Source organism: Streptomyces sp. NPDC058308, from assembly GCF_042880275.1.
In the GTDB taxonomy this organism is placed as follows: Bacteria; Actinomycetota; Actinomycetes; order Streptomycetales; family Streptomycetaceae; genus Streptomyces.
Genome location: NZ_JBHVZA010000019.1, coordinates 68,468 through 86,711, shown reverse-complemented (window position 1 = coordinate 86,711; position 18,244 = coordinate 68,468). Strand labels below are relative to the sequence as shown.

Here is an 18,244-nt window from a genome sequence, read left to right as displayed (position 1 = left end):
ACCAGAAGGAGAACCGTGCTTACTCGTACGAAGTTCACCACCGCGCTGGCGGCAAGCCTCCTCACCGCCGGAATACTCGGCGGGGCCACCGCGACCGCCGCGCCGTCCGGGCCGCCGGCCTCGCCGTCGGCGGGATCTGCGTCGGCCGCCGCCTCCTGCCTCGGCGGGGATTGGTCGTACGACGGATACAATTACGCGCCCCAGGGTGACGGCTACTACGTGACCACGAACCGGTGCGATGACATTCAGGTCAAGCCGGACCGGGACACGAAGATGAAGCTCTGCTACCTGAAGAACCGGAACCCCGAGAACAAGGTCTGCAAGGGCTGGGTCACGGCAAAGGCCGCCAAGTGGACCATCCTCGGCACTGACTTCGACGACGGCACCTACTTCTACCTCGACTTCCCCAACTCCTCCTACCTCAAGACAGGGTGGGTCGCTGCCTGACGGCTTGACGTCTGCCCCCGCCTTCCTGGCGGGGGCAGCGCCATGCGGGGCCCGCCCCGCCGGACGGTCATGCTGGGCGCGGGCTCCTGGGACCCCACCCGCCGAGGAGGGCTCGGCGTGGGATGAGCAGAGGAGGTCGGGTTCGAGTCGGTGCGGTGATGTCGCTGTGTGAACGCCGACGTTGGGACGAATCGACGATCTGGTCGAGCGCCAGAACTGGTTTCCATGAACAGAGACCCCTCATCGAGGGCCTCTTACTGCAGGTACCTGTCGAAGAAATCGGTGGCGTAGCGGATCGCGGTTTCGCGTTGCTCGGCGGGCTTCAGCCGCTGGGGGTTGCCGGTTCCGTTCGTGCTCTTGCAGTGGCCGCCGGGCAGGTTTCGGTGGTCGACGGCGACATCGTCCGTCGCGAAGCGTGGTCCGGTGCCGGGGGTCCAGACCGTGTTGAAGTAGTTGTGGTTGGCGCCGGCCACGGCGTGGTGTTCTGCGTGCGGGTTCTTGGTGGCCATGGCGAGGGGGACTTTGCTGTCGTCCCACATGGCGTCGCAGGTCCCGGCGACGACGGAGACGGGAGTCCGGCTGATGCTTTCCTTCTTGGCGTCGATGCCGTTCATGGCGGGCGCGAACGCCAGCGTGCCGCGGATGTTCACGCCGGGGAGGTGTTCGTGGCTGTCGAGGGCCTGGGTCAGGACGCCACCTCCGCCGCGTGAGTGCCCGAACGTTCCGACCCTGTCCAGGTCCACGTGGCCGCGCAACTGCTTGAGGTCCTTCAGCGGGCCTTTCCCAGCGGCCAGTTCCTTCCATATCTGCAGGTGCTTGTCCAGCAGGGCGGCGCGGGCGACGTTGCCCCGGTCGTGTTCCTGGGCCTGGATGCCGTTGGCGGACACCGACACCACGATGTAACCCTGGTCGGCCAGGGCGTCGGCGAGGTAGGAGTAACCCAGGTAGTTGTCGACCGGCTTGGCTCCCTTGCCGCACGGCCAGGCCGACGGACGGGCGGGTTCGTTGCCCTTGGCGCAGATGTCGGCCCAGCCGTGCAGCATCATCACCAAAGGATGCTCGCCCGTATCGAGTTGGCGCGGATAGGTGACGGCGGCCTTCAGCTCGGTGCGCTGTCCGTCCAGGCCGGGTGGGGCGTAGGCGGTGTCACCGAGGTCATAGGTGACCTGGGCCGCGCGGTCCGTGCCTGCCTGGGCTGAGATCTTGGCGGATCCCGTGGTGTCGGGCTGGGAGGTGCTGCAGGCGGTGCCCAGAGTGATCACAGCGGCCGTCGTCGCAAGAAGGAAGCTGCGGCGCAGCGGGCGAGAGGTCGTACGTGTCGTACGCATGGAAGCGGTCCTTTCGGGCCATGGTCGTTCGGTTGTGATGGCCCGTCGGGACCGCGTCGTCGGTTCAGGGGCGCTGCCGGCCCTTGACGACAAGTCGGGTCAGCAGTCCGACGATCAGGAGCGTCCCCCCGACACACAGGCCGAGAAGGCCGGGGATACCGGCGGGCTGCCAGGACTCACCCGCCGACGAGTCCGTTGCAAGGGCGCTGCCGACCAGGAACACGGACACAGCGGTGATGACTGCTCCGAGTAGCCAGACGACCCGGAGCAGGGCGATCTGTGCTCGGGAGGCGAACGAGTGGGCTTGCGTCTGGGCGGAGCCGGTGTGGCCGGAGGTGCTCATGGGTCTGCTCCTGGGGGATCATCGGGTCGAGGGACGTTTCGTGCGAAAAAGTGAAGCCCGTCCGCGCCGGGTGGGGACTTACGAAGAGTGTCCGGCGATTGCATCGGTTCGGGTGCGACCGTGTGTGGATGAGGGCTCCGTCCCGTAGCAATGGGGTTGCTGCGTGGCTATGAAGATCAGTTGGGGAGTCGTTTCGCGATGAGTGCGGATGTCGCGTTCTGACCGACATTGCGATGGCGGTTTGTAAGGCCGCGGCGTTCCCGCGGGAGAAGTCGTCGCGGGCCTTCGACTTCGAGGCCCATCCGAACGTCGACCCGGCCACCGTCAACACCCTCGCGACCTGCGACTGGGTCAAGAAGAGCGAGCAGCTCTGCCTGATCGGGGATTCTGGCACCGGCAAGTCTCACCTGCTGATCGCGCTGGGCACCGAGGCCGCGCTGCATGGCTTCCGGGTCCGCTACGTGCTGGCCACCAAGCTCGTCACCGAGCTGGTCGAGGCCGCGGATGAGAAGCAGCTGTCCAAGACCATCGCCCGCTATGGACGCGTCGACCTTCTGGAAATCGACGAGCTCGGCCACCTCGAACTGGACCGGCGCGGCGCGGAGATGCTCTTTCAGGTGCTGACTGAGCGGGAGGAGAAGAACAGTATCGCCATCGCTTCGAATGAGGCGTTCACGAAAGCGCACATGTTCCGGCGAACCCGTGCCAGGCGGCGCCGAAACTTCACGGGTTCCGGCAGCGTTGCGGATGCTGCATGATCGGGGTGTGTTGATCGAATTGGTGAGGGTCGCAAAGTTTCCCGGAAGTCCTTGGCTTGCAGATGTCCGGACCTCGTTCGGCCACACCGCAGTCGGATGGTGCGGGAATCGTGCCGCGGAGCCCGGCGAGTACCACGTCGAGTGGACGATCGACGAGGACATTGTTTGGGGGCAGAACGCCAAGTTGGCTGTTGGCACCGGTCCTGGCCTCCGAACTGGCGGGCACTGCGTAGTTCTGCGGGGAAGGCTGAGCCTCACGGAGGACGGTGCCGCCCTGCTGGACTTCGACGGCACGAATATCCTGCTGGACCTTGCTCATCCGCTGCCCGAAGATGTCGCCAGTACGTGGGTCGAGCTCTTCATCGAGCGCGACAAGGTCAGTCTCTATCCCTACGCGCTCTGACCAGCGATCAGGTTCTGTCCATCTCCCACTGCGACAAGCAGTTCTCGTCGATGCGATCGGACAGATAGATCAAGGTGGCCTGTGGGTCCATGCCGAAGGCCGCGGCGACGAGCTTGGGGTCCATGCTGTTCACCAGGTCGAGCAGGCGGGTGCTGCGGATCATCCGGGGCGGGAATCCGCAGTCGTCAAGGACGTGCGAAAGATAGGCAGTTGAGGCCGGGCGCTGCCCGGCCTTCGTTTCTTTGGTGACCATGACATGCGGGTTGTCGGTTCGCCAGCTTTCGCGGTGGGCCAGGCAGCGATGCAGGACTGTCCAGGACGCCGGGTCCATCGGCACGGGATGGGGCCGTTTGCCAAGGCGGAGCCACTGGGTGGTCTCGTCGACGTCGTCGATCTGCAGCAGGCGGGTCTCGGTGCTGGAGGCGCCATGCAGCAGAGCGAGCATGCCGACCAGGGCCTCGTGGGGGTGCACGGTGTCGTCCGTGGTCCAGCGCCGGAAGAGGTCGCGCTGCTGGTCAAGGGTGAGCGTCACGCCTCGGAAACCCCGGGCTTCGCCCCCGGTCAGTCCGCGTGTCGGGTCGACCAGCACCAGATGCTGGGCACGGGCGAAACGGAAGAACTGTCGCAGTACGGTCAGCCGTCGCTTGCGCGCTCTGGGTAGCGTGTTCAAGAACGCCCCGATGTCGTGCACGTCGACCAATTCCCAGCTGTCCTTGGCTCGTTCGGGGATGAGGAAGAGAGCAAGATCGCGCAGGATGGCCAGGGCTGTCTCCAGGGTGTGGTTGCTGCGGGGCCGGGTGCCGGCCCGGCGGGCTCTCTCCTGGGCCCGCATCCGCGAGGCGTCGAAGGCCGTCACGGCCTGCCGCAGAGGATCAGGCACAGCATCGAGACGCCGGCGACGGCGGCCCGCCGCGAGGCGTTCGCTCTGGTCGGTGGGCAGCGCCGGGCCGTGACGCGTGAAGAAGTCCTCCAACGCGCGGGCGAAGGATCCCATCGACCTGCCCGGTCTGCGGGATCGCTCCAGCAGGGCTTGCGGAGAATTCGAGTGTTCATCCCGCAGGAGCCGCCCCAAGTCGGTGACGAAACCGCAGGCCCGCGAGACACAGTGCCGCCTCGCGACGTGCGCCACGAAGTCATCCAACCACCATGGCGGTTCAGCGAGTTGTTCCCGCAGGTGATCGCCGCGGATGAACGGACGGCCGGGATGCTTCTGCCAGCACGCCGAGCACAGGCCGAGTCCGGCATGGCGCCGCAACTGCCCGCACTCGCGGCAGACCTGCGGCGGCTTCTTCGCCGGCGGGGGCCGTGAGCACGACCCGCACCAGCTGGTCGACTCACGCAGATAGCCAAGCTGGCCGCAGCGCGGACACGGCTGCTGGGCTGCCAGTCGCCGGGCCTTGTTCCGGCAATCACGGCACAGCCGACTGCCCGCCGCCCGCACCGGATGGTCGCACTGTTCACAGACACGCGAGCGCAGGACACACCGGCCGGTTTCCTGCTGCAGCACTCTCTCCAGGCCGCAGGACGGACACGTTGATCGCGCGGCCTCTTCCTGCATCCGGCGCCATCACCGGCAGCAGAGCTCGCGGTCGAGGAACCCGACCGGGGCGCCACACGTGACACAATCCCGCTGCTTCTTCCCCACATCGGCCGCCGCTCACATGGGTGGCATCGACCGGCCGCGCGCGGAGGCGGCCCGAGGGAGTTCGGCGACCGGACGGGGCGGGACAACGGGCCGTTCGACCGGCGTGGTGTCGACTTCAATCAAATCGTTGGGAGTGCAATCCAGCGCCGTGCACAACGCCGCCAGGGTCGTCATCTTCACCTGGGAAGGCTCCTTCGTGAACAGCGCGGACACCGACGCCGAGGACAGCTCCAGGCCAGCTTTCTTGGCCAGCAGACGCCGCAGTTCGGTGCCGGTCCAGACCTCGCGCTGAGCGGCGGCCATCCGCAGACGCCATTGGATCTTCATTCCGTGGACTCCTTCCCGGCCAGTTCGGCGAGCGTGCTGGCCACCGCCCGCTGATAGGCGTCCTCGATGAAGGTGGCCGAGGGCCGGACATATCTCATGGTCGAGCTGACCGTCCAGTGACCGAGCAGCTGCTGGATCGCCGCCAGGTCGACGCCGCGTTCGTAGTTGTGGGTCGCGCACGCTCGGCGCAGGGCATGCGGGCTGAACCACTCGGCTGCAGGACGGCCTTCGAGTTGCATGAGATAGCGCAGCCGGTTGCGGATCGTCCCCCGGTGGAGACTGCCGCCGGACTCGTCCGCGAACAGCACCGGTGAATCAGGGGCCGCACGTCCTCCAGGAACCAGCGCAGGACCAGGTCGAGGCCGTCAAGCATGGGCACCCAGCGCGGCCTGGGACCGGAAGTGTGGGCGCCCTTGCCGAAGCGGACATGGAGCTTGCCGAACGGCCCACGGGTAAAGTGCAGATCATGCCGCTCCAGCAGGGAAGCCTCTTCCGAGCGGAGCCCGGCGTGATAGAGCGTCCGAAACATCGCATAGTCCCGGGCGGCCGGGCCGTACTTCCGCGCGGTCGCGATCCGCTGCTTCATGAAGTCGAAGAACTCCCCGACCCGTTCCGGGGTCGGCGGCGGCACCAGGGCCGGTGAGCCATCACCGACATGCCGCGAGGCGTTGAACTCGTCGATGGGGCAGACCAGCCGGACGCCGAAAGCGGCCTCTATGTCGACAGCCTTACGGGCCTGGAGGAACCGGTGGAAACCCTTGAAGATCTGCACGTACTCGCGGCGGGTCGATGTCTTGCGGCCCTGGACGGCGAGGTCGCCGACGACCCGGTCGATGTCCTCCGGGGTCACCTCCCACGCGGGCCGGCCCAGAGCCTTGAGCGTCCGCTCCAGCAGGCCGATGTCGTTGTCGATGGTCACCGGGCTGAACCCGCCGGCCCGCCACGAGGCGACGAACGCGTCGACGCACATCGTCTGGAACTGCCAGGGGTCCGTACTCAACGGCTCCTGCGGAACCGCCCCTCCGGCTATGACCTGCAGTCTCTTCCCGGTCACCGGCAGCACACCTTCCTCGCGCCTGAACCGTCAAGGTGGCACCTGGAGAATCCGAGCCCCACCAAGAGAACCAACGAGAACCCCAGGAGATGGATACGGGCCGGTGGCAGCACAGATTCCCGGGAACGAACAAGTGCCAGCCCCAGATGGGTGGACCAAGACCTTCACCAATCCCCGGCTCTGCGCGGCCATCGTGGACCGGCTCACCTTCAACGGCGCCATCATCGAGACCGGCACCGACTCCTACCGCCTCGCCCATACCAAGGCCCCAGGGCGCACAGAACAAAACCAGCTGAAGCCCTCAGCATGACCAGTTCCCGCTTCCGATCGACCCTGGTTGCCTTCTACCCTCAGGACAGGTGAAGTTGGGCTTCGTCCCGCACCGCAGGCTCCCAGCCCCCGAGCCGTGACCACCGAGGCCGGCTGGAGCCGCATCGCCGACTACACGGCTCCAGCGTCCGCTCTCCACGCGTGACCGGTCGGCGGGGCAACTCCCGCAGCCTCGCCCTCACGCCAGGAGGGCACCTCGCGCGAGGACCAGGGGGAGCCGTGGTCCCGCGCAGGGCCCGGTCGCCGCCCCGTCCACGGCGCGGCGACCGGGCATCTACCAGCTTCCCACCGCAGGAACGCGCTGTCCGCCCTACGGCCCATTCCCTCGCCGTCCAGTGGCTTCGCGGTGTCTTCGGAAGTCGTGCCGAGGTGCCGGCCAAGGTCAATGTCATTTGAAGGTCACCCGACGGGCACATGGCTCGCTGCTGGGGAGGCGGGTGCACTCTCGCGTGAGGGCAGTGCATGGCGAGCACCAAAAACGGCTGTGCTGGAAAGACGCTCTTCGTACCAATATTGGCAACATGGGTATGGTCTTCGCCCCCTCGCCCTATGTTCAGATGACAGCCTCTCCGCACCACTCAGGTGCTGTCATACAGAGGTTCTCTTCCGCAGCAGAGTGAGCCTGCGGAGCATGAGCGCCGGGCTCCGCATCCAGTCCCGCGGATGGCCCTGAGGCCCGGACCATCCCTCGGAGCAGATCAACGCCGGACTGCCCCATGCCCCCGGCAGCTTCGAGGGAGTGCTCCGCGGCATCAGGGGGGCCGCGGAGCACATGGCACGAGGCCGCTGCACCCGAAGCGGCGGCCTCCGCCACGACACCAGACGTGCGGTTCCTTATCTCTTCGCGTTGATCGTGCCTGTGGTGCAACACGCAAGGAGAGGAACCCGATCAACAACTCATGGCCCGTCCCCCAAGCCGCCTGCCGCGTGGTGCGTCTGAGCGGAGAACTCGACATCGCCAGGACTCCCGAACTCGCCACGCTGCTGCGCGGAACCTGCCAGCAGACACGGACCGCCTGGTTCATCGTCGACCTGCGGCCCGTCACCTTCATGGACTCCACCACGCTCCGCGAACTGCGCACCGCACAGGAACGCTGCGAACAGTCAGGCAAGGGGCTGCGCCTGGTCTACGACCAGCCCTTCATCAGCCGGCTCCTGGCCCTCCACGGCGCGACGGCGCAGTTTCCGCGATACGCCAGCACCGACGACGCGTGGGCAGGCCGCGAAACACCCCCGAAGAACTGACCGCCCACCGCCCTCCAGGGCACTCGTGCATAGAGGCGCTGCGGTCAGACCACGAACTCCAGGTCCGCGAAACGACCCCACACTCACTGGCCACCGCCCCGGGGCCGTTCACACAAAGGGGAGTGAACGGGCGGCGGCCGCCGGTGCGAACGGCGGCCGCGTGCCCCGTCCTGGTGGCCGCTCCCCGGCCACTGGAGCACTCCCTCCAGGCAGCCGGGGGCGTGGTTCTGCCCGGCCTCAAAGGTGCCCCGAGGGACTGGCCGGGCTGTCGGCGGCTTCCGCGGGAGAGGAAGGCGAGCCCGGCGCTTATGGGCTGCGCCGCAGGCTCACTCTGCTGCGGGATAGGCCCTCGCGGGTGCGTCAGAAAGACGGTGGAGGACTGCTTTCAGCCTAGGCCGCCGCCACGGCTCCTGACCGCCCCAAGCGTGAACTGTTACGCGGAACCGGCATCAGATGCGGCACGCTCCACACCCAGGCTCTGAGCCGGCCACGACGGGACCCTAAGTGCCTGTGTCAGATCCCTTGATCGGTAACGTGCTCTAACGGATGGAGCGCCGGTTCGTTGAGTACCGGGGCAGCTCAGAGTGGACAACGTGTGGGGAGGGCCGCTGACGGCATGCGCTTCCTGCGAGATGTGCTCGACCTCGTCGTCCCGAAGGTCCGCGCCGGTGCCGTGGTGGCGGTGTCGCCGTCCTTATGGACGCGGCGCGAGCAGTGGTCAGGGGTGGAGCTGGCCTTTTGGACCAGGCGTCAGTACAACGCAAGGCGGTGGTGGCCAGGCCGATCGCCTGCGGCCGGAGGCGGATGCGCAGGGGCTTGGGCTGGCTGGCCTGTAGGCCGTGAGGGTGCCACGGGTCGGGGCGAACGCCTCTGTCATCCCTGCTGCCATCCCGACTGCTCTCCCTGAGTCCTCTCGCGCACCATGACCATCTGCTCCTGGATGAGGTCGTATCGGCCCAAGACGCGGCCTTGATCACCTGTTTCGTAGCGCGCCAGCCCCCAATACCGCGCCTGGTCGGCGGTGTTTCGGACCATCACTGTGGCGGAAGCAAAGAGCGCGTAAACGTCTCCCCGCCATGCGACCGCGATGCTTCGATACCTGATGGCGGCTAGGCGAAGCCGTGCAGGAGTGACGACGCTCCGAAGGAGGACCGCGTGCCGGAATTCGACTTCGCCATCGTGGGCGCGGGGACGGCTAGCTGCGTGCTGGCGGCGAGACTGTCGCAGGACGCGAACACTCATGTCCTGCTGATCGAGGCGGGTGGCTCGGAGGTGCTACCCGCGCAGACCTCGCCTCCCGCATGGCCGACCCTGTTCCAGACCCCCGCGAACTGGGGAGACTTCACCGTCGAGCAGTCGGCCACCGGCACATCCACACGACTGCCGCGAGGCCGCGGGCTCGGCGGATCCTCGGCGATCAACGGCATGGTCTTCGCCCGAGGCCACCACTCCGGCTACGACCAGTGGCCCAGCCAGGGTGCCAAGGGCTGGGGCTTTGACGATCTGCTGCCGTACTTCCGGCGCAGCGAGAACGCGGTGGGCCGCGATCCGGCACTGCGCGGGATCGACGGCCCCCTCACTGTGAGTCCCGCCAACCCGGCGCATCCGGTCATCGAAGCGTGCCTGGAAGCGGCCGTCGAGACGGGGTACGCAAGGGCCGCCGACATCAGCGGCGGCCTGGAGGAGGGCTTCGGACTGACGGACCTCAACATCGTCGACGGCAGGAGGCAGAGTGCCGCCGACGCCTATCTCGCGCCAGCCCTGGAGCGGCCCAACCTGACCGTCGTGACCAACGCCCTGGTGCAGCGGCTGCGCATCAGCGGCGGGCGCTGTGTCGGCGTGGAGTACCGCACCGGCACCGACGAAGTGACCCTCGCCCGCGCAGGTGAAGTCGTCCTGACTGCCGGTGCCATCGGCTCCGCGCAGCTGCTGCTCCTGTCGGGGATCGGCCCGCACGCCCATCTGGCCGACGTGGACGTCAAGACCGTCCTCGACCTGCCGGGCGTCGGCGCCGAGCTCCACGACCATCCGATCATCAGCCTCATGTCGAGCGCGGCCCGCCCGCTGCCGCCAAGGCGCAACAACCACGGCGAAGCCATCGGTCTCATACGCAGCGGCCCCGGCGTCGAAGAGCCGGACCTCCAGGTCGTCTTCGTCGACTGCCCCTCCCATCAGACCTCGGCCAAGGACCCCGAGGACGGCTACACCATCGCTGTCTCCGCGATCCGCCCGTACAGCCGCGGCACGCTACGCCTGGTAAGCGACGATCCCGGTGCGGCGCCAATGCTCGATCCGGGTTACTACACCGACGAGCGTGACCTGGCAGCGGTCGTCGCCGGTGTTCGGCTCGTCCGGGAGATCGGCCACGCCCCGGCGCTCGCGCCGTGGCGTGGTCGGGAGGTGGTTCCCGGGCCGGACGCGGACGACGACGATGCCCTGCGCGAGTTCGTGCGCCGGACTCACGCCTCGTACTGCCATCCGGTGGGCACCTGCCGGATGGGGACCGATCCCCTCTCTGTCACCGGGCCCGATCTGCGGGTCCATGGCATCGATGGACTGAGGGTCGCCGACGCCTCGGTGTTCCCGTCCATTCCGTCGGCGAACACGGTCGCCACGGTGTACGCCGTGGCCGAACGAGCTGCGGACCTGCTGCGCGGTACCGACTCCAGCATCGGCACCCTGAGCTGAGCCCTTCCCCGCGGGCTGACGCTGAGCGGCTTGCGGCAAGACCGCATCCTCAACGAACCTGCCCAGTCGTCACAGCACGTCACCGATCAAGGGTGGTGACACAGGGACTAACGTCATACACGGCCTGGCATGTCGGCTTCACGAGCCGGGTTCCGACATCAAAAGTCATCGCGATTGATCATGCCTAGATGCGCTCCGTGGCTCCCCAGCACATCGCGAAACGACTCCCGCTCAGACCTCCACAGCCACTGCGGGGCCGAGCACGCGCTGGGCACGCGGGCGGCGAGGAGTGCTGCCACGCCGGGAAACCCTGACGCCTGCCTCCCCGGACAGGCCCACTCCTCCCCCGCCGCTTCAAGGGGGCGCCACGCGCTCGGCCTCTCGGTCGTCGGCATGGGGCGGATGGATGAACGGAGTGGTCCGAGCGGGCGATCGCGCCCACGCCGAATGATCAAGCCTCAGGGCGGGGCGCAAGCTGTGCTGAGCCCGGGTGGCGGAAGGGACGCGGGCCGGGGCCGAGGTCGAGGGGCGACGTTGCTTCAGCGGTTGCGGTACAGGTTCGACAATGTCATGGCGCGCGGGACACCGGCACTCATCGGAGTACTGGCCGTTGCCTGCTGTGTACTCGTGTTGCTCAATGGGGCGCTGTTGTTGTTGCTCGCTCCGGCGGGGGTGCCTTCGGGGGGTGGGGACTCGTGGCTGTGGTCCGGTTTCCTGCGGGTCATCAGCCCAGCGGTGATCGCCAGGGACAGGGGGTCGGCTCCGTTCCTGGCCACTGCGGCACTGATGGCTTTCGGTGGGATCTTTCTGATGAGCACGCTGATCCCAGTGATCAGCGCGGGGCTCCAGAACCAGCTGGCCCGCTTGCGCCGCGGCCGTTCGGCCGTGGTCGAGAGCGGGCACACGGTCATGCTCGGCTGGTCTCCCCATGTCTATACCGTGCTCCGCGAGTTGGTGGAGGCCAATCGCAACCAGCGCCGTGCCTGCGTGACCATCCTCGCGGAGAAGGACCGTCCGGAGATGGAAGCCGCGATCCGGGAACGGGTGGGGCATACCGCCACCACCAGGGTGGTGTGCCGCAGCGGTGACCCCACCGACCCGGTCGACATCGCGATCGTCAATCCTTCGAGCGCACGCTCGATCATCGTGATCCCGCCGGAGGGCGACGATCCTGACATCGCGGTCGTCAAGTCACTGCTGGCCGTGGGGAGCAGCCAGGCTGCTCGCGGGCGGGGCGGGGACAGCGCCGCACCGGTGATCGTGGCCAGCGTCCAGGAGGCACAGAACCTGTCCGTGGCGCGGCTGGCGGGCGGTGCCACTTGTCACGTCATCAGCGCTCAGGGGTTCATCTCCCGGTTGATGGTGCAGATGAGCCTTCAGTGCGGGCTGTCCGCGGTCTATACCGGCCTGTTGGACTTCGAAGGCGATGAGATCTATATGCAGCCGCAGCCCGAGCTGGTCGGACGGACCTTCGGTGAGACGCTGGCGGCCTACCGGACCTCGTGCGTGATCGGGTTGATGGACGCGTCCGGCCGCGTACGGCTCAACCCCCGCCACGACACAGTGCTCCGCGCGCAGGACCAGATCGTCGCCATCAGCGAGGACGACGGCACAGTGCTGCTGTCCGAAACGGTGCCCGTCGTCGACGAGACGGCGATCTCACCACCCGATGGTCCCGAGCGGCCGGGCCGCCAGGTATTGATGGTGGGCTGGAGTCGGCATGCGCCTGACATCGTCCGCCAGCTCCAGACGCAGCTGCCTGCCGGATCCCGGGTGAACGTGATCGCCGAAACAGACCTCACCGACGCCGAGAAAGTACTTGCAGGCGCGGGCGACGGTGTCCCGGAGGTGTCCTTCCGCCAGGCCGACACCACCCGTCGGGAGGTGCTGGAGTCCGCCGACCTCGGGGCCTACGACCACGTCATGGTCATCTGCCCGAATGAGCGGAACCCCCGCGACTCCGATGCCCGCACCCTCACCACCTTGCTGAAGCTGCGCGATCTGGCAGCCCGGCACTCCTACGACTTCTCTCTGGCCACGGAGATCGCCGACGACCGCAACCGCGCCCTGGCCCGGGCGGCGAAGGCGGACGACTTCATCGTGAGCAGCGAGCTGGTGAGCCTGTGCCTTGCCCAGCTCTCCGAGAACCCTCATCTGGGCCAGATCTTCGACGAGTTGTTCGGACCGCAGGGCGTCCAGATCAGCCTGCGCCCCATGGGGGGCTATGTACGGGCCGGGGCGGACACCGACTTCTACACAGTGACCGCCGCGGCCGCCCGGTGCGGTGAGATCGCCATCGGCCACCGGATTCACAGCCGGGCCCAACTGCCTCCTGACTACGGTGTTCTGATCAACCCCGACAAGGCGGAACGCGTCAGCTACACCGAGGGCGACCAGATCATCATCCTGTCGGCAGGAACACACGGCGAATCCTGAGCGCGGCAGGCAGTCCTGCGCCGCGCGGGCCCGCGGGCCCGGGAGAAGGGCGTGTGTCCGACCGGGTGACCCGCGCTGTCTGGCGTGGTGTCCCGGCCAGGGACAACACGGTCGCCGGGCGAGGCTGTGACCATGAACGCCCAGCCTTCCAGACGCTCCGTCATGGCCGCGGCCGGCAGCACCACTTTGACTGCCGGCCTCGCTGCCTCCGCCCCGCAGGCGGCCACCGCGTCCGCGCTCGCGCCCCCGGCCTCGCCCCACGCGCCGGCCAGGGGCGCCGACTGGCAGACCTGCCTGGCAGTCGCCCGGGCCATCCTCGTCCTCGACGAGGACAACCGGCCCCTCATCCCCGCGTACACCGACATCCTGCTCGGCAAGGGCCTGCCCCGTGGGGGCGTGAGCAGGAAGGTCCTGGTCATCGGGGCCGGACCGGCCGGGCTCGTGGCCGCCCACCTGCTGCGCGAGGCCGGGCACGACGTCACCGTGCTCGAAGCCAACGCCAACCGGGTCGGCGGGCGCATCAAGACCTTCCGCACCGGCGGCCATGAGAACGCCGAGCAGCCGTTCGCCGACCCCGCTCAGTACGCGGAGGCCGGAGCGATGCGGATCCCCGACAGCCACCCTCTGGTCACCGGGCTGATGGAATCGCTCGGCCTTGAGCGTCGCCGTTTCCACCTCATCGACATCGACGCCTCGGGCAGACCCGCGAACCGCACATGGATCCACGTCAACGGCATCCGGGCCCGCCGCGCCGACTACCAGGACAGGCCCCGGCGGATCAACCGTTCTTTCGGTGTCCCCGCGCAGTACGAGAACACCCCGGCGGCCGACCTGCTGCGCGCCGCGCTGGCTCCGGCCCGGGCACTGGTCGAGGGCAAGAGCGGCCGCGAACTCGTCGAGGGCTGGGCGAGCGTGCTCCACACGTACGGGCACTGGTCGATGTACCGCTACCTAAAGGAACGAGCCGGACTCGACGAGAACACCATCGACCTGATCGGCACCCTCCAAAACCTCACTTCACGCCTGCATCTCTCCTTCCTCCACAACTTCCTCTCCACCGCCCTGATCAGCCCGACCACCGCCTTCTACGAGCTGCCCGGAGGCACCGCCACTCTCGCCGACGCCCTCTACGAGCGGGTGAGTGATCTCGTACACCTGGACCGGCGCGCCGTGCGCATCGAACACCGGCCCGGCAGTGGCGTCACCGTGCACACCGTCTCCGAGAGCCGCACGAGCCAGCCCGTGACCGAAGAGTTCACCGGCGATGAGGCGATCATCACCGTGCCCTTCTCCGGGCTGCGCCACATCACCTTCACCCCCGCCTTCTCCTACCGAAAACGGCGTGCCATCACCGAACTCCACTACGACGCGGCCACCAAGGTGCTCCTGGAGTTCTCACGCCGCTGGTGGGAGTTCACCGAACAGGACTGGAAACGCGAACTCGACGCCGTACGCCCCGGTCTGTACGAGGCGTACCGTGCCGGGAAAGCGCCTACGGACGGCTCGTTGCTCGGCGCCCACCCCTCCGTCCCCGAGGGCCAGATCCCCGAGCGCCAGCGCATCCACTACGCAGCACATCGTGGCCCCCAGCGAAACCAGCCCGAAGCGGCGCAGGTAATCGGCGGCGGCTCGATCACCGACAATCCCAATCGCTTCATCTGGGAACCCTCACACCCTGTTCCCGGCAGTCCGGGAGGAGTTCTGCTCGCTTCCTACAGCTGGTCCGACGACGCCCTGAAGTGGGACGCCTACGACGACGAGGAGCGGTATCCCCTGGCACTCACCGGTGTTCAGGAGGTCTACGGCCAGCGCACCGAAATCTTCTACACGGGAAAGGGCCGCACCCAGTCATGGATGCGCGACCCCTACGCCTACGGGGAAGCATCCGTCCTGCTTCCCGGTCAGCACACCGAACTCTTCCCCGACATCCCTGCCTCCGAAGGCCCCTTGCACTTCGCGGGCTGCCACACCTCCCTCAAGCCCGCATGGATCGAAGGAGCCCTCGAATCCGCGATCCGCACAGCACTGGAAGTCCACACCAGGTGACAGGTGGCGGTGTGGCAGCGGTGGTGGTGGTAGGTCTGGAGGAAGTCTGCCAGGGCTGTGGTGCGTTCGGTGTTGCCGGCGCAGGGATCGTGCGGGACCCCCGGCGGGGTGGATCACGGTGTTCCGTTGGCCCCGTTCGCGCAGGGGCTGCCGGAGCCGAAGGTGCCACCGCTCCCGCCAGCGCCGCCGTGGTAGAGGATGCCCCCTGTGGCGTTGCCGCCCGCGCCGCCGATCCCGCAGACCCCGTCGCTGCTGGCGCCCGACTTGGCGCCGCCGTTGCCCCCGGTGCCGCCCTTGCCGCCGAAGTTGTTGATACCTCCGAAGCTCACGCCACCGGCCCCACCGACGCCTGCGGCACCGCCCGGGTAGGCGCCGCCGAAGCTGCCGTTGCCACCGTTGCCGGCCTGACCGCCCTGGCCGCCATTACCTGCGCCGTTGATGCCACCGGCGCCGCCGTTGCCGCCCCCACCACCGCCGTGGCCGATGCCGCCGTTACCCGCATTGCCGCCCGCACCGCCGTCCGATCCTCCAGCGCCACCGAGGCCGCCACGGCCGCCTACTCCGGCGCTGGCGCCGGAGTTGCCGCCGAAGCCACCGGTGCCGCCCGCACTGGCGTGGGTGCCCATGCCGCCGGCGCCGCCCGCACCGCCTGAACCGTTCAGACCGCCGGTAGCACCGGTGCCCCCGTTGCCGCCGACGGCACCGTCGGGTCCGGCGTTGCCGCCGATAGCGCCCGCACCGCCGGAACCGCCGCCGAGGCCCAAGCCACCGTTGCCGCCCGCACCACCGACCCCACCAAGGACCCCGTTGCCGCCAGAACCTCCCGCGCCGCCGGCGCAGTTCCCGGTCCCGGTCGCGGGGCCGCCCGCGGTGCCGGGGAAGCCGTTGGGGTGGACGGTAGTGCCGTTGGCGCCAGCGATGCCGGCAGTACCAGCGGTACAGGCGAGAGCGGAAGCGCCGGCCGGAGAGCCGACGAGGAGTGTCGCGCCGGCGAAGAGGGCGGGCAGGGCGAGAAGGGCTGTGGTCTGTTTCCTGTTCACGACGAGGTTTCCTTTGGATCGGGTGAAGCGAGGGTGCGGGGGCGCTGCGGCAGACCGATGCGAAACCGACTAGGGAATAGTCGTTTTCCTGCAAATTTCCGTGCCGCGTGCCGCGTGCCGCCGAGGAGCCGGTTAAATTCCGGCCCACTCCCATAAGACACGCAGTTTCTGATATCTGCGATAAATAGGGAGTGTAATATTCATCGACATATGCCCGAGGCGGCAGCCCTCTGTCTGCAGTACACAAACTCATCGAAAATGAGCGCTTGGCTGGGACTCGATGATTCGGAAACGAAGCCCCGTCTCCTCCAGGATTTCTTGATCCGTAGCCCCTGAACTGTGGGTTCTGCCAGGTCAGGGGGATGAAGGGCACTTTCGGCTACCTGGTGCCGGGGTGTGGTAAGCGTGCCGATGCAGAGCCGGAGCGAGACTAAAGCTGGCTGGTGACACACCATTGCATCGGCTGCGCAATTTTCCTGTTCTGTATCCGACGTTGCCGACTCAAGAAATTTTCGGCATGCATTTATGCAAGAGGCGTTGGCGTACCGCGCCATTGAACTGTAATGAGCGTAATGTCGGTCTGAGTGTTTAGCTACCGGCTCGAGGTACGCGGCTCGATTCGGTAGTCGAAGGCGGCGCCGCCGACGCCGACCGTCGTGACTCCGCCGTCGACGGTCAGGACCGCCCCGTTGACGTAGGAGGCGGCGGGTGAGAGGAGCCAGTCGATTGCCTCGGCGACCTCCTCCGGATCACCTGGCCGCCCGGCGGGAGTCAGCCGGTTCGCCTCCTCGTACGCCGCCTCGGCACCGCCCGACAGGCCCGCCTCCGCCGCGAACCGTGCCATCCGCTGGTCGGCCATCTCCGTGCGCACCCAGCCCGGGCACACCGCGTTGGCCCGCAGTCCCTGCGGCCCATAGTCGACAGCGAGGGAGCGGCAAAGATGGAGCAAAGCCGCCTTGGATGTCGCATAGGCCGCGTTGCCGACGCTGTTGCGCAGCGCGGCGACCGAGGCGACCGCGACCACCGCGCCGCGGGCCGCCAGCAGATGCGGCAGTGCGGCATGCAGCAGCAGGAACGGGCCGGTGAGGTTGGTACGGATCAGCGCCTCCCAGTCCTCGACCGAGGTGTCGCCGATGGCGCCGCCCCGCCCGATTCCGGCGTTGAGCACCACGCCGTCGAGTCTCCCGTAGGCCTTCACCGTCGCCTCGACGAGTTCGCGCACGGCATCGGGATCGGCGGCGTCGGACGGGTGAGCCAGCGCCCCGGTCTCCTCGGCCACTCGGTGCAGCGGCTCAGGCCGCCGCCCGGAGATCACCACCTGGTGGCCTGCCGCGCGCAGCAGCCGCGCGGTGGCAGCCCCGATTCCCGTTCCCCCGCCCGTGACCAGGACAACACGCTGCTCCGCCATACCCGTTCGCCTCCGAAGATGGTCAACTTCCTGTCCCTGCCCCGCGAGCATACGAAGCGCAGGCACCAGCGGTGCCGACCGGGTAGATCTTGGCTTTTGCCGTGTTCGCCTTCGCCGACCATTCGCCCGATCAGGCGAAGTGCGGGCCACGTCGGTGGCCACCAACGTGGGATCCATCAAGGAGTTGCGCAACGCGCGAGGACATCGCTGCGTACCCGTCAGGCGTCGAAACGGCCACGCGCACTCTCGATGTGACCGAGATGCTGGTGAGTCCAGCCGCATATGGCGTCGACAGCGATGCGGAAGCCTGCCCGGCTCGGTAAGGGTGTACGCGACCCGCGGCGGCACGGTGGGATGCACCTTCCGGTCAACCAGGCCATTGCGCTCCAGCATGCGCAGGTTCTGCGTGAGCATCTTGTGGCTGACGCCCTCGACCTCGTTTCGCAGCTCGCTGAAGCGCAGAGTGCGCTCGCCGAGCGCCTCGATGATCAGGAGCGCCCACTTGTTGGCGACATCCGAGAAGATCTCCCGCGCCAGGGAGTCTGCGTGTCCCCCAGCCCTCTGGGTCCGACGGCCGCGGCGGCTCGTACCAACTTGCGGTACCTCGCCAGGCCTTCAGCTTGTTGATCAGTCGTTCGGCAGTGTTGCGGTCCTTGTAGCCGTCCTTGCCGTGGGCGACGGGTCGGCTTCCCCCCGGCGCCCGCCCGTCGGGGCCTCCTGGCCCCGGAGACCGCGCTGACCTCCCA

Annotated in this window: 12 protein-coding genes and 5 pseudogenes; 8 read left to right on the top strand and 9 right to left on the bottom strand. The window is 67.9% G+C overall.

Annotation, left to right across the window (positions count from 1 at the left end; translation table 11 throughout):
- Positions 1 to 15 precede the first annotated feature (15 nt).
- On the top strand, positions 16 to 447 hold the full coding sequence (locus tag ACFVYL_RS24870) for a hypothetical protein (protein ID WP_389719557.1): 432 nt from the start codon (positions 16 to 18) through the stop codon (positions 445 to 447).
- A gap of 254 nt (positions 448 to 701) precedes the next feature.
- On the opposite strand, the gene ACFVYL_RS24865 is transcribed toward ACFVYL_RS24870, so the two are convergent.
- The gene (locus tag ACFVYL_RS24865; RefSeq protein ID WP_389719555.1) at positions 702 to 1,775 is read right to left on the bottom strand and encodes an alpha/beta hydrolase family protein; all 1,074 of its coding nucleotides are present in this window, start codon (positions 1,773 to 1,775) and stop codon (positions 702 to 704) included.
- Positions 1,776 to 1,839: 64 nt separating this feature from the next.
- Positions 1,840 to 2,118: a hypothetical protein gene (locus ACFVYL_RS24860; protein ID WP_389719554.1), complete on the bottom strand. Its 279-nt coding sequence runs from the start codon at positions 2,116 to 2,118 to the stop codon at positions 1,840 to 1,842.
- A gap of 245 nt (positions 2,119 to 2,363) precedes the next feature.
- Between ACFVYL_RS24860 and ACFVYL_RS24855 the strand changes: the two are divergent.
- Both ACFVYL_RS24855 and ACFVYL_RS24850 read left to right on the top strand, forming a co-directional pair.
- Positions 2,364 to 2,792: pseudogene (locus tag ACFVYL_RS24855) on the top strand (ATP-binding protein); the annotation flags it as partial.
- Between the two features lie 91 nt (positions 2,793 to 2,883).
- Positions 2,884 to 3,279 carry a hypothetical protein gene (locus ACFVYL_RS24850; RefSeq protein WP_389719553.1) on the top strand — a complete coding sequence of 132 codons (396 nt, stop codon included), beginning with the start codon at positions 2,884 to 2,886 and terminating at the stop codon, positions 3,277 to 3,279.
- Positions 3,280 to 3,286: 7 nt separating this feature from the next.
- Here ACFVYL_RS24850 and ACFVYL_RS24845 read toward each other — a convergent pair whose 3' ends face one another.
- The 3 genes and pseudogenes from ACFVYL_RS24845 to ACFVYL_RS24835 all read right to left on the bottom strand — a co-directional run.
- Positions 3,287 to 4,786, bottom strand: a complete 1,500-nt coding sequence (locus tag ACFVYL_RS24845) for an integrase (RefSeq protein WP_389719552.1) — start codon at positions 4,784 to 4,786, stop codon at positions 3,287 to 3,289.
- 150 nt (positions 4,787 to 4,936) lie between these two features.
- Positions 4,937 to 5,251 (bottom strand): helix-turn-helix domain-containing protein, encoded by a 315-nt coding sequence (locus ACFVYL_RS24840; protein ID WP_389719550.1) that lies wholly within the window; start codon positions 5,249 to 5,251, stop codon positions 4,937 to 4,939.
- A 137-nt stretch (positions 5,252 to 5,388) separates the two neighbouring features.
- Positions 5,389 to 5,559 (bottom strand): annotated as a pseudogene (locus ACFVYL_RS24835) (site-specific integrase); the annotation flags it as partial.
- An 894-nt stretch (positions 5,560 to 6,453) separates the two neighbouring features.
- Between ACFVYL_RS24835 and ACFVYL_RS24830 the strand changes: the two are divergent.
- The 5 genes and pseudogenes from ACFVYL_RS24830 to ACFVYL_RS24810 form a co-directional block, all read left to right on the top strand.
- Positions 6,454 to 6,615, top strand: a pseudogene (locus ACFVYL_RS24830) (ATP-binding protein); the annotation flags it as partial.
- A 950-nt stretch (positions 6,616 to 7,565) separates the two neighbouring features.
- On the top strand, positions 7,566 to 7,880 hold the full coding sequence (locus tag ACFVYL_RS24825; RefSeq protein ID WP_389719548.1) for an STAS domain-containing protein: 315 nt from the start codon (positions 7,566 to 7,568) through the stop codon (positions 7,878 to 7,880).
- A 1,155-nt stretch (positions 7,881 to 9,035) separates the two neighbouring features.
- Complete coding sequence (locus ACFVYL_RS24820; RefSeq protein WP_389719546.1) at positions 9,036 to 10,568, top strand: GMC family oxidoreductase; 1,533 nt, start codon at positions 9,036 to 9,038, stop codon at positions 10,566 to 10,568.
- A gap of 810 nt (positions 10,569 to 11,378) precedes the next feature.
- Positions 11,379 to 13,004, top strand: coding sequence for a hypothetical protein (locus ACFVYL_RS24815; RefSeq protein ID WP_389719544.1), 1,626 nt, complete (start codon positions 11,379 to 11,381; stop codon positions 13,002 to 13,004).
- Positions 13,005 to 13,136: 132 nt separating this feature from the next.
- The gene (locus ACFVYL_RS24810) at positions 13,137 to 15,050 is read left to right on the top strand and encodes a flavin monoamine oxidase family protein (RefSeq protein WP_389719543.1); all 1,914 of its coding nucleotides are present in this window, start codon (positions 13,137 to 13,139) and stop codon (positions 15,048 to 15,050) included.
- Positions 15,051 to 15,163: 113 nt separating this feature from the next.
- Here ACFVYL_RS24810 and ACFVYL_RS24805 read toward each other — a convergent pair whose 3' ends face one another.
- From ACFVYL_RS24805 to ACFVYL_RS24790, 4 genes and pseudogenes are all read right to left on the bottom strand, one after another.
- Positions 15,164 to 16,090, bottom strand: a complete 927-nt coding sequence (locus ACFVYL_RS24805; protein ID WP_389719542.1) for a hypothetical protein — start codon at positions 16,088 to 16,090, stop codon at positions 15,164 to 15,166.
- A 592-nt stretch (positions 16,091 to 16,682) separates the two neighbouring features.
- Positions 16,683 to 17,498 (bottom strand): SDR family NAD(P)-dependent oxidoreductase, encoded by an 816-nt coding sequence (locus tag ACFVYL_RS24800; RefSeq protein ID WP_389719540.1) that lies wholly within the window; start codon positions 17,496 to 17,498, stop codon positions 16,683 to 16,685.
- A 218-nt stretch (positions 17,499 to 17,716) separates the two neighbouring features.
- Positions 17,717 to 18,035 (bottom strand): annotated as a pseudogene (locus ACFVYL_RS24795) (winged helix-turn-helix transcriptional regulator).
- A gap of 46 nt (positions 18,036 to 18,081) precedes the next feature.
- Positions 18,082 to 18,189: pseudogene (locus ACFVYL_RS24790) on the bottom strand (IS5/IS1182 family transposase); the annotation flags it as partial.
- Positions 18,190 to 18,244 lie beyond the last annotated feature (55 nt).

Coding starts and splice junctions, on each gene's coding strand:
- ACFVYL_RS24815 (WP_389719544.1), top strand. CDS start 11,379: ATGAGCACGCTGATCCCAGTGATCAGCGCGGGGCTCCAGAACCAGCTG.
- ACFVYL_RS24840 (WP_389719550.1), bottom strand. CDS start 5,251: ATGAAGATCCAATGGCGTCTGCGGATGGCCGCCGCTCAGCGCGAGGTC.
- ACFVYL_RS24810 (WP_389719543.1), top strand. CDS start 13,137: ATGAACGCCCAGCCTTCCAGACGCTCCGTCATGGCCGCGGCCGGCAGC.
- ACFVYL_RS24865 (WP_389719555.1), bottom strand. CDS start 1,775: ATGCGTACGACACGTACGACCTCTCGCCCGCTGCGCCGCAGCTTCCTT.
- ACFVYL_RS24860 (WP_389719554.1), bottom strand. CDS start 2,118: ATGAGCACCTCCGGCCACACCGGCTCCGCCCAGACGCAAGCCCACTCG.
- ACFVYL_RS24800 (WP_389719540.1), bottom strand. CDS start 17,498: ATGGCGGAGCAGCGTGTTGTCCTGGTCACGGGCGGGGGAACGGGAATC.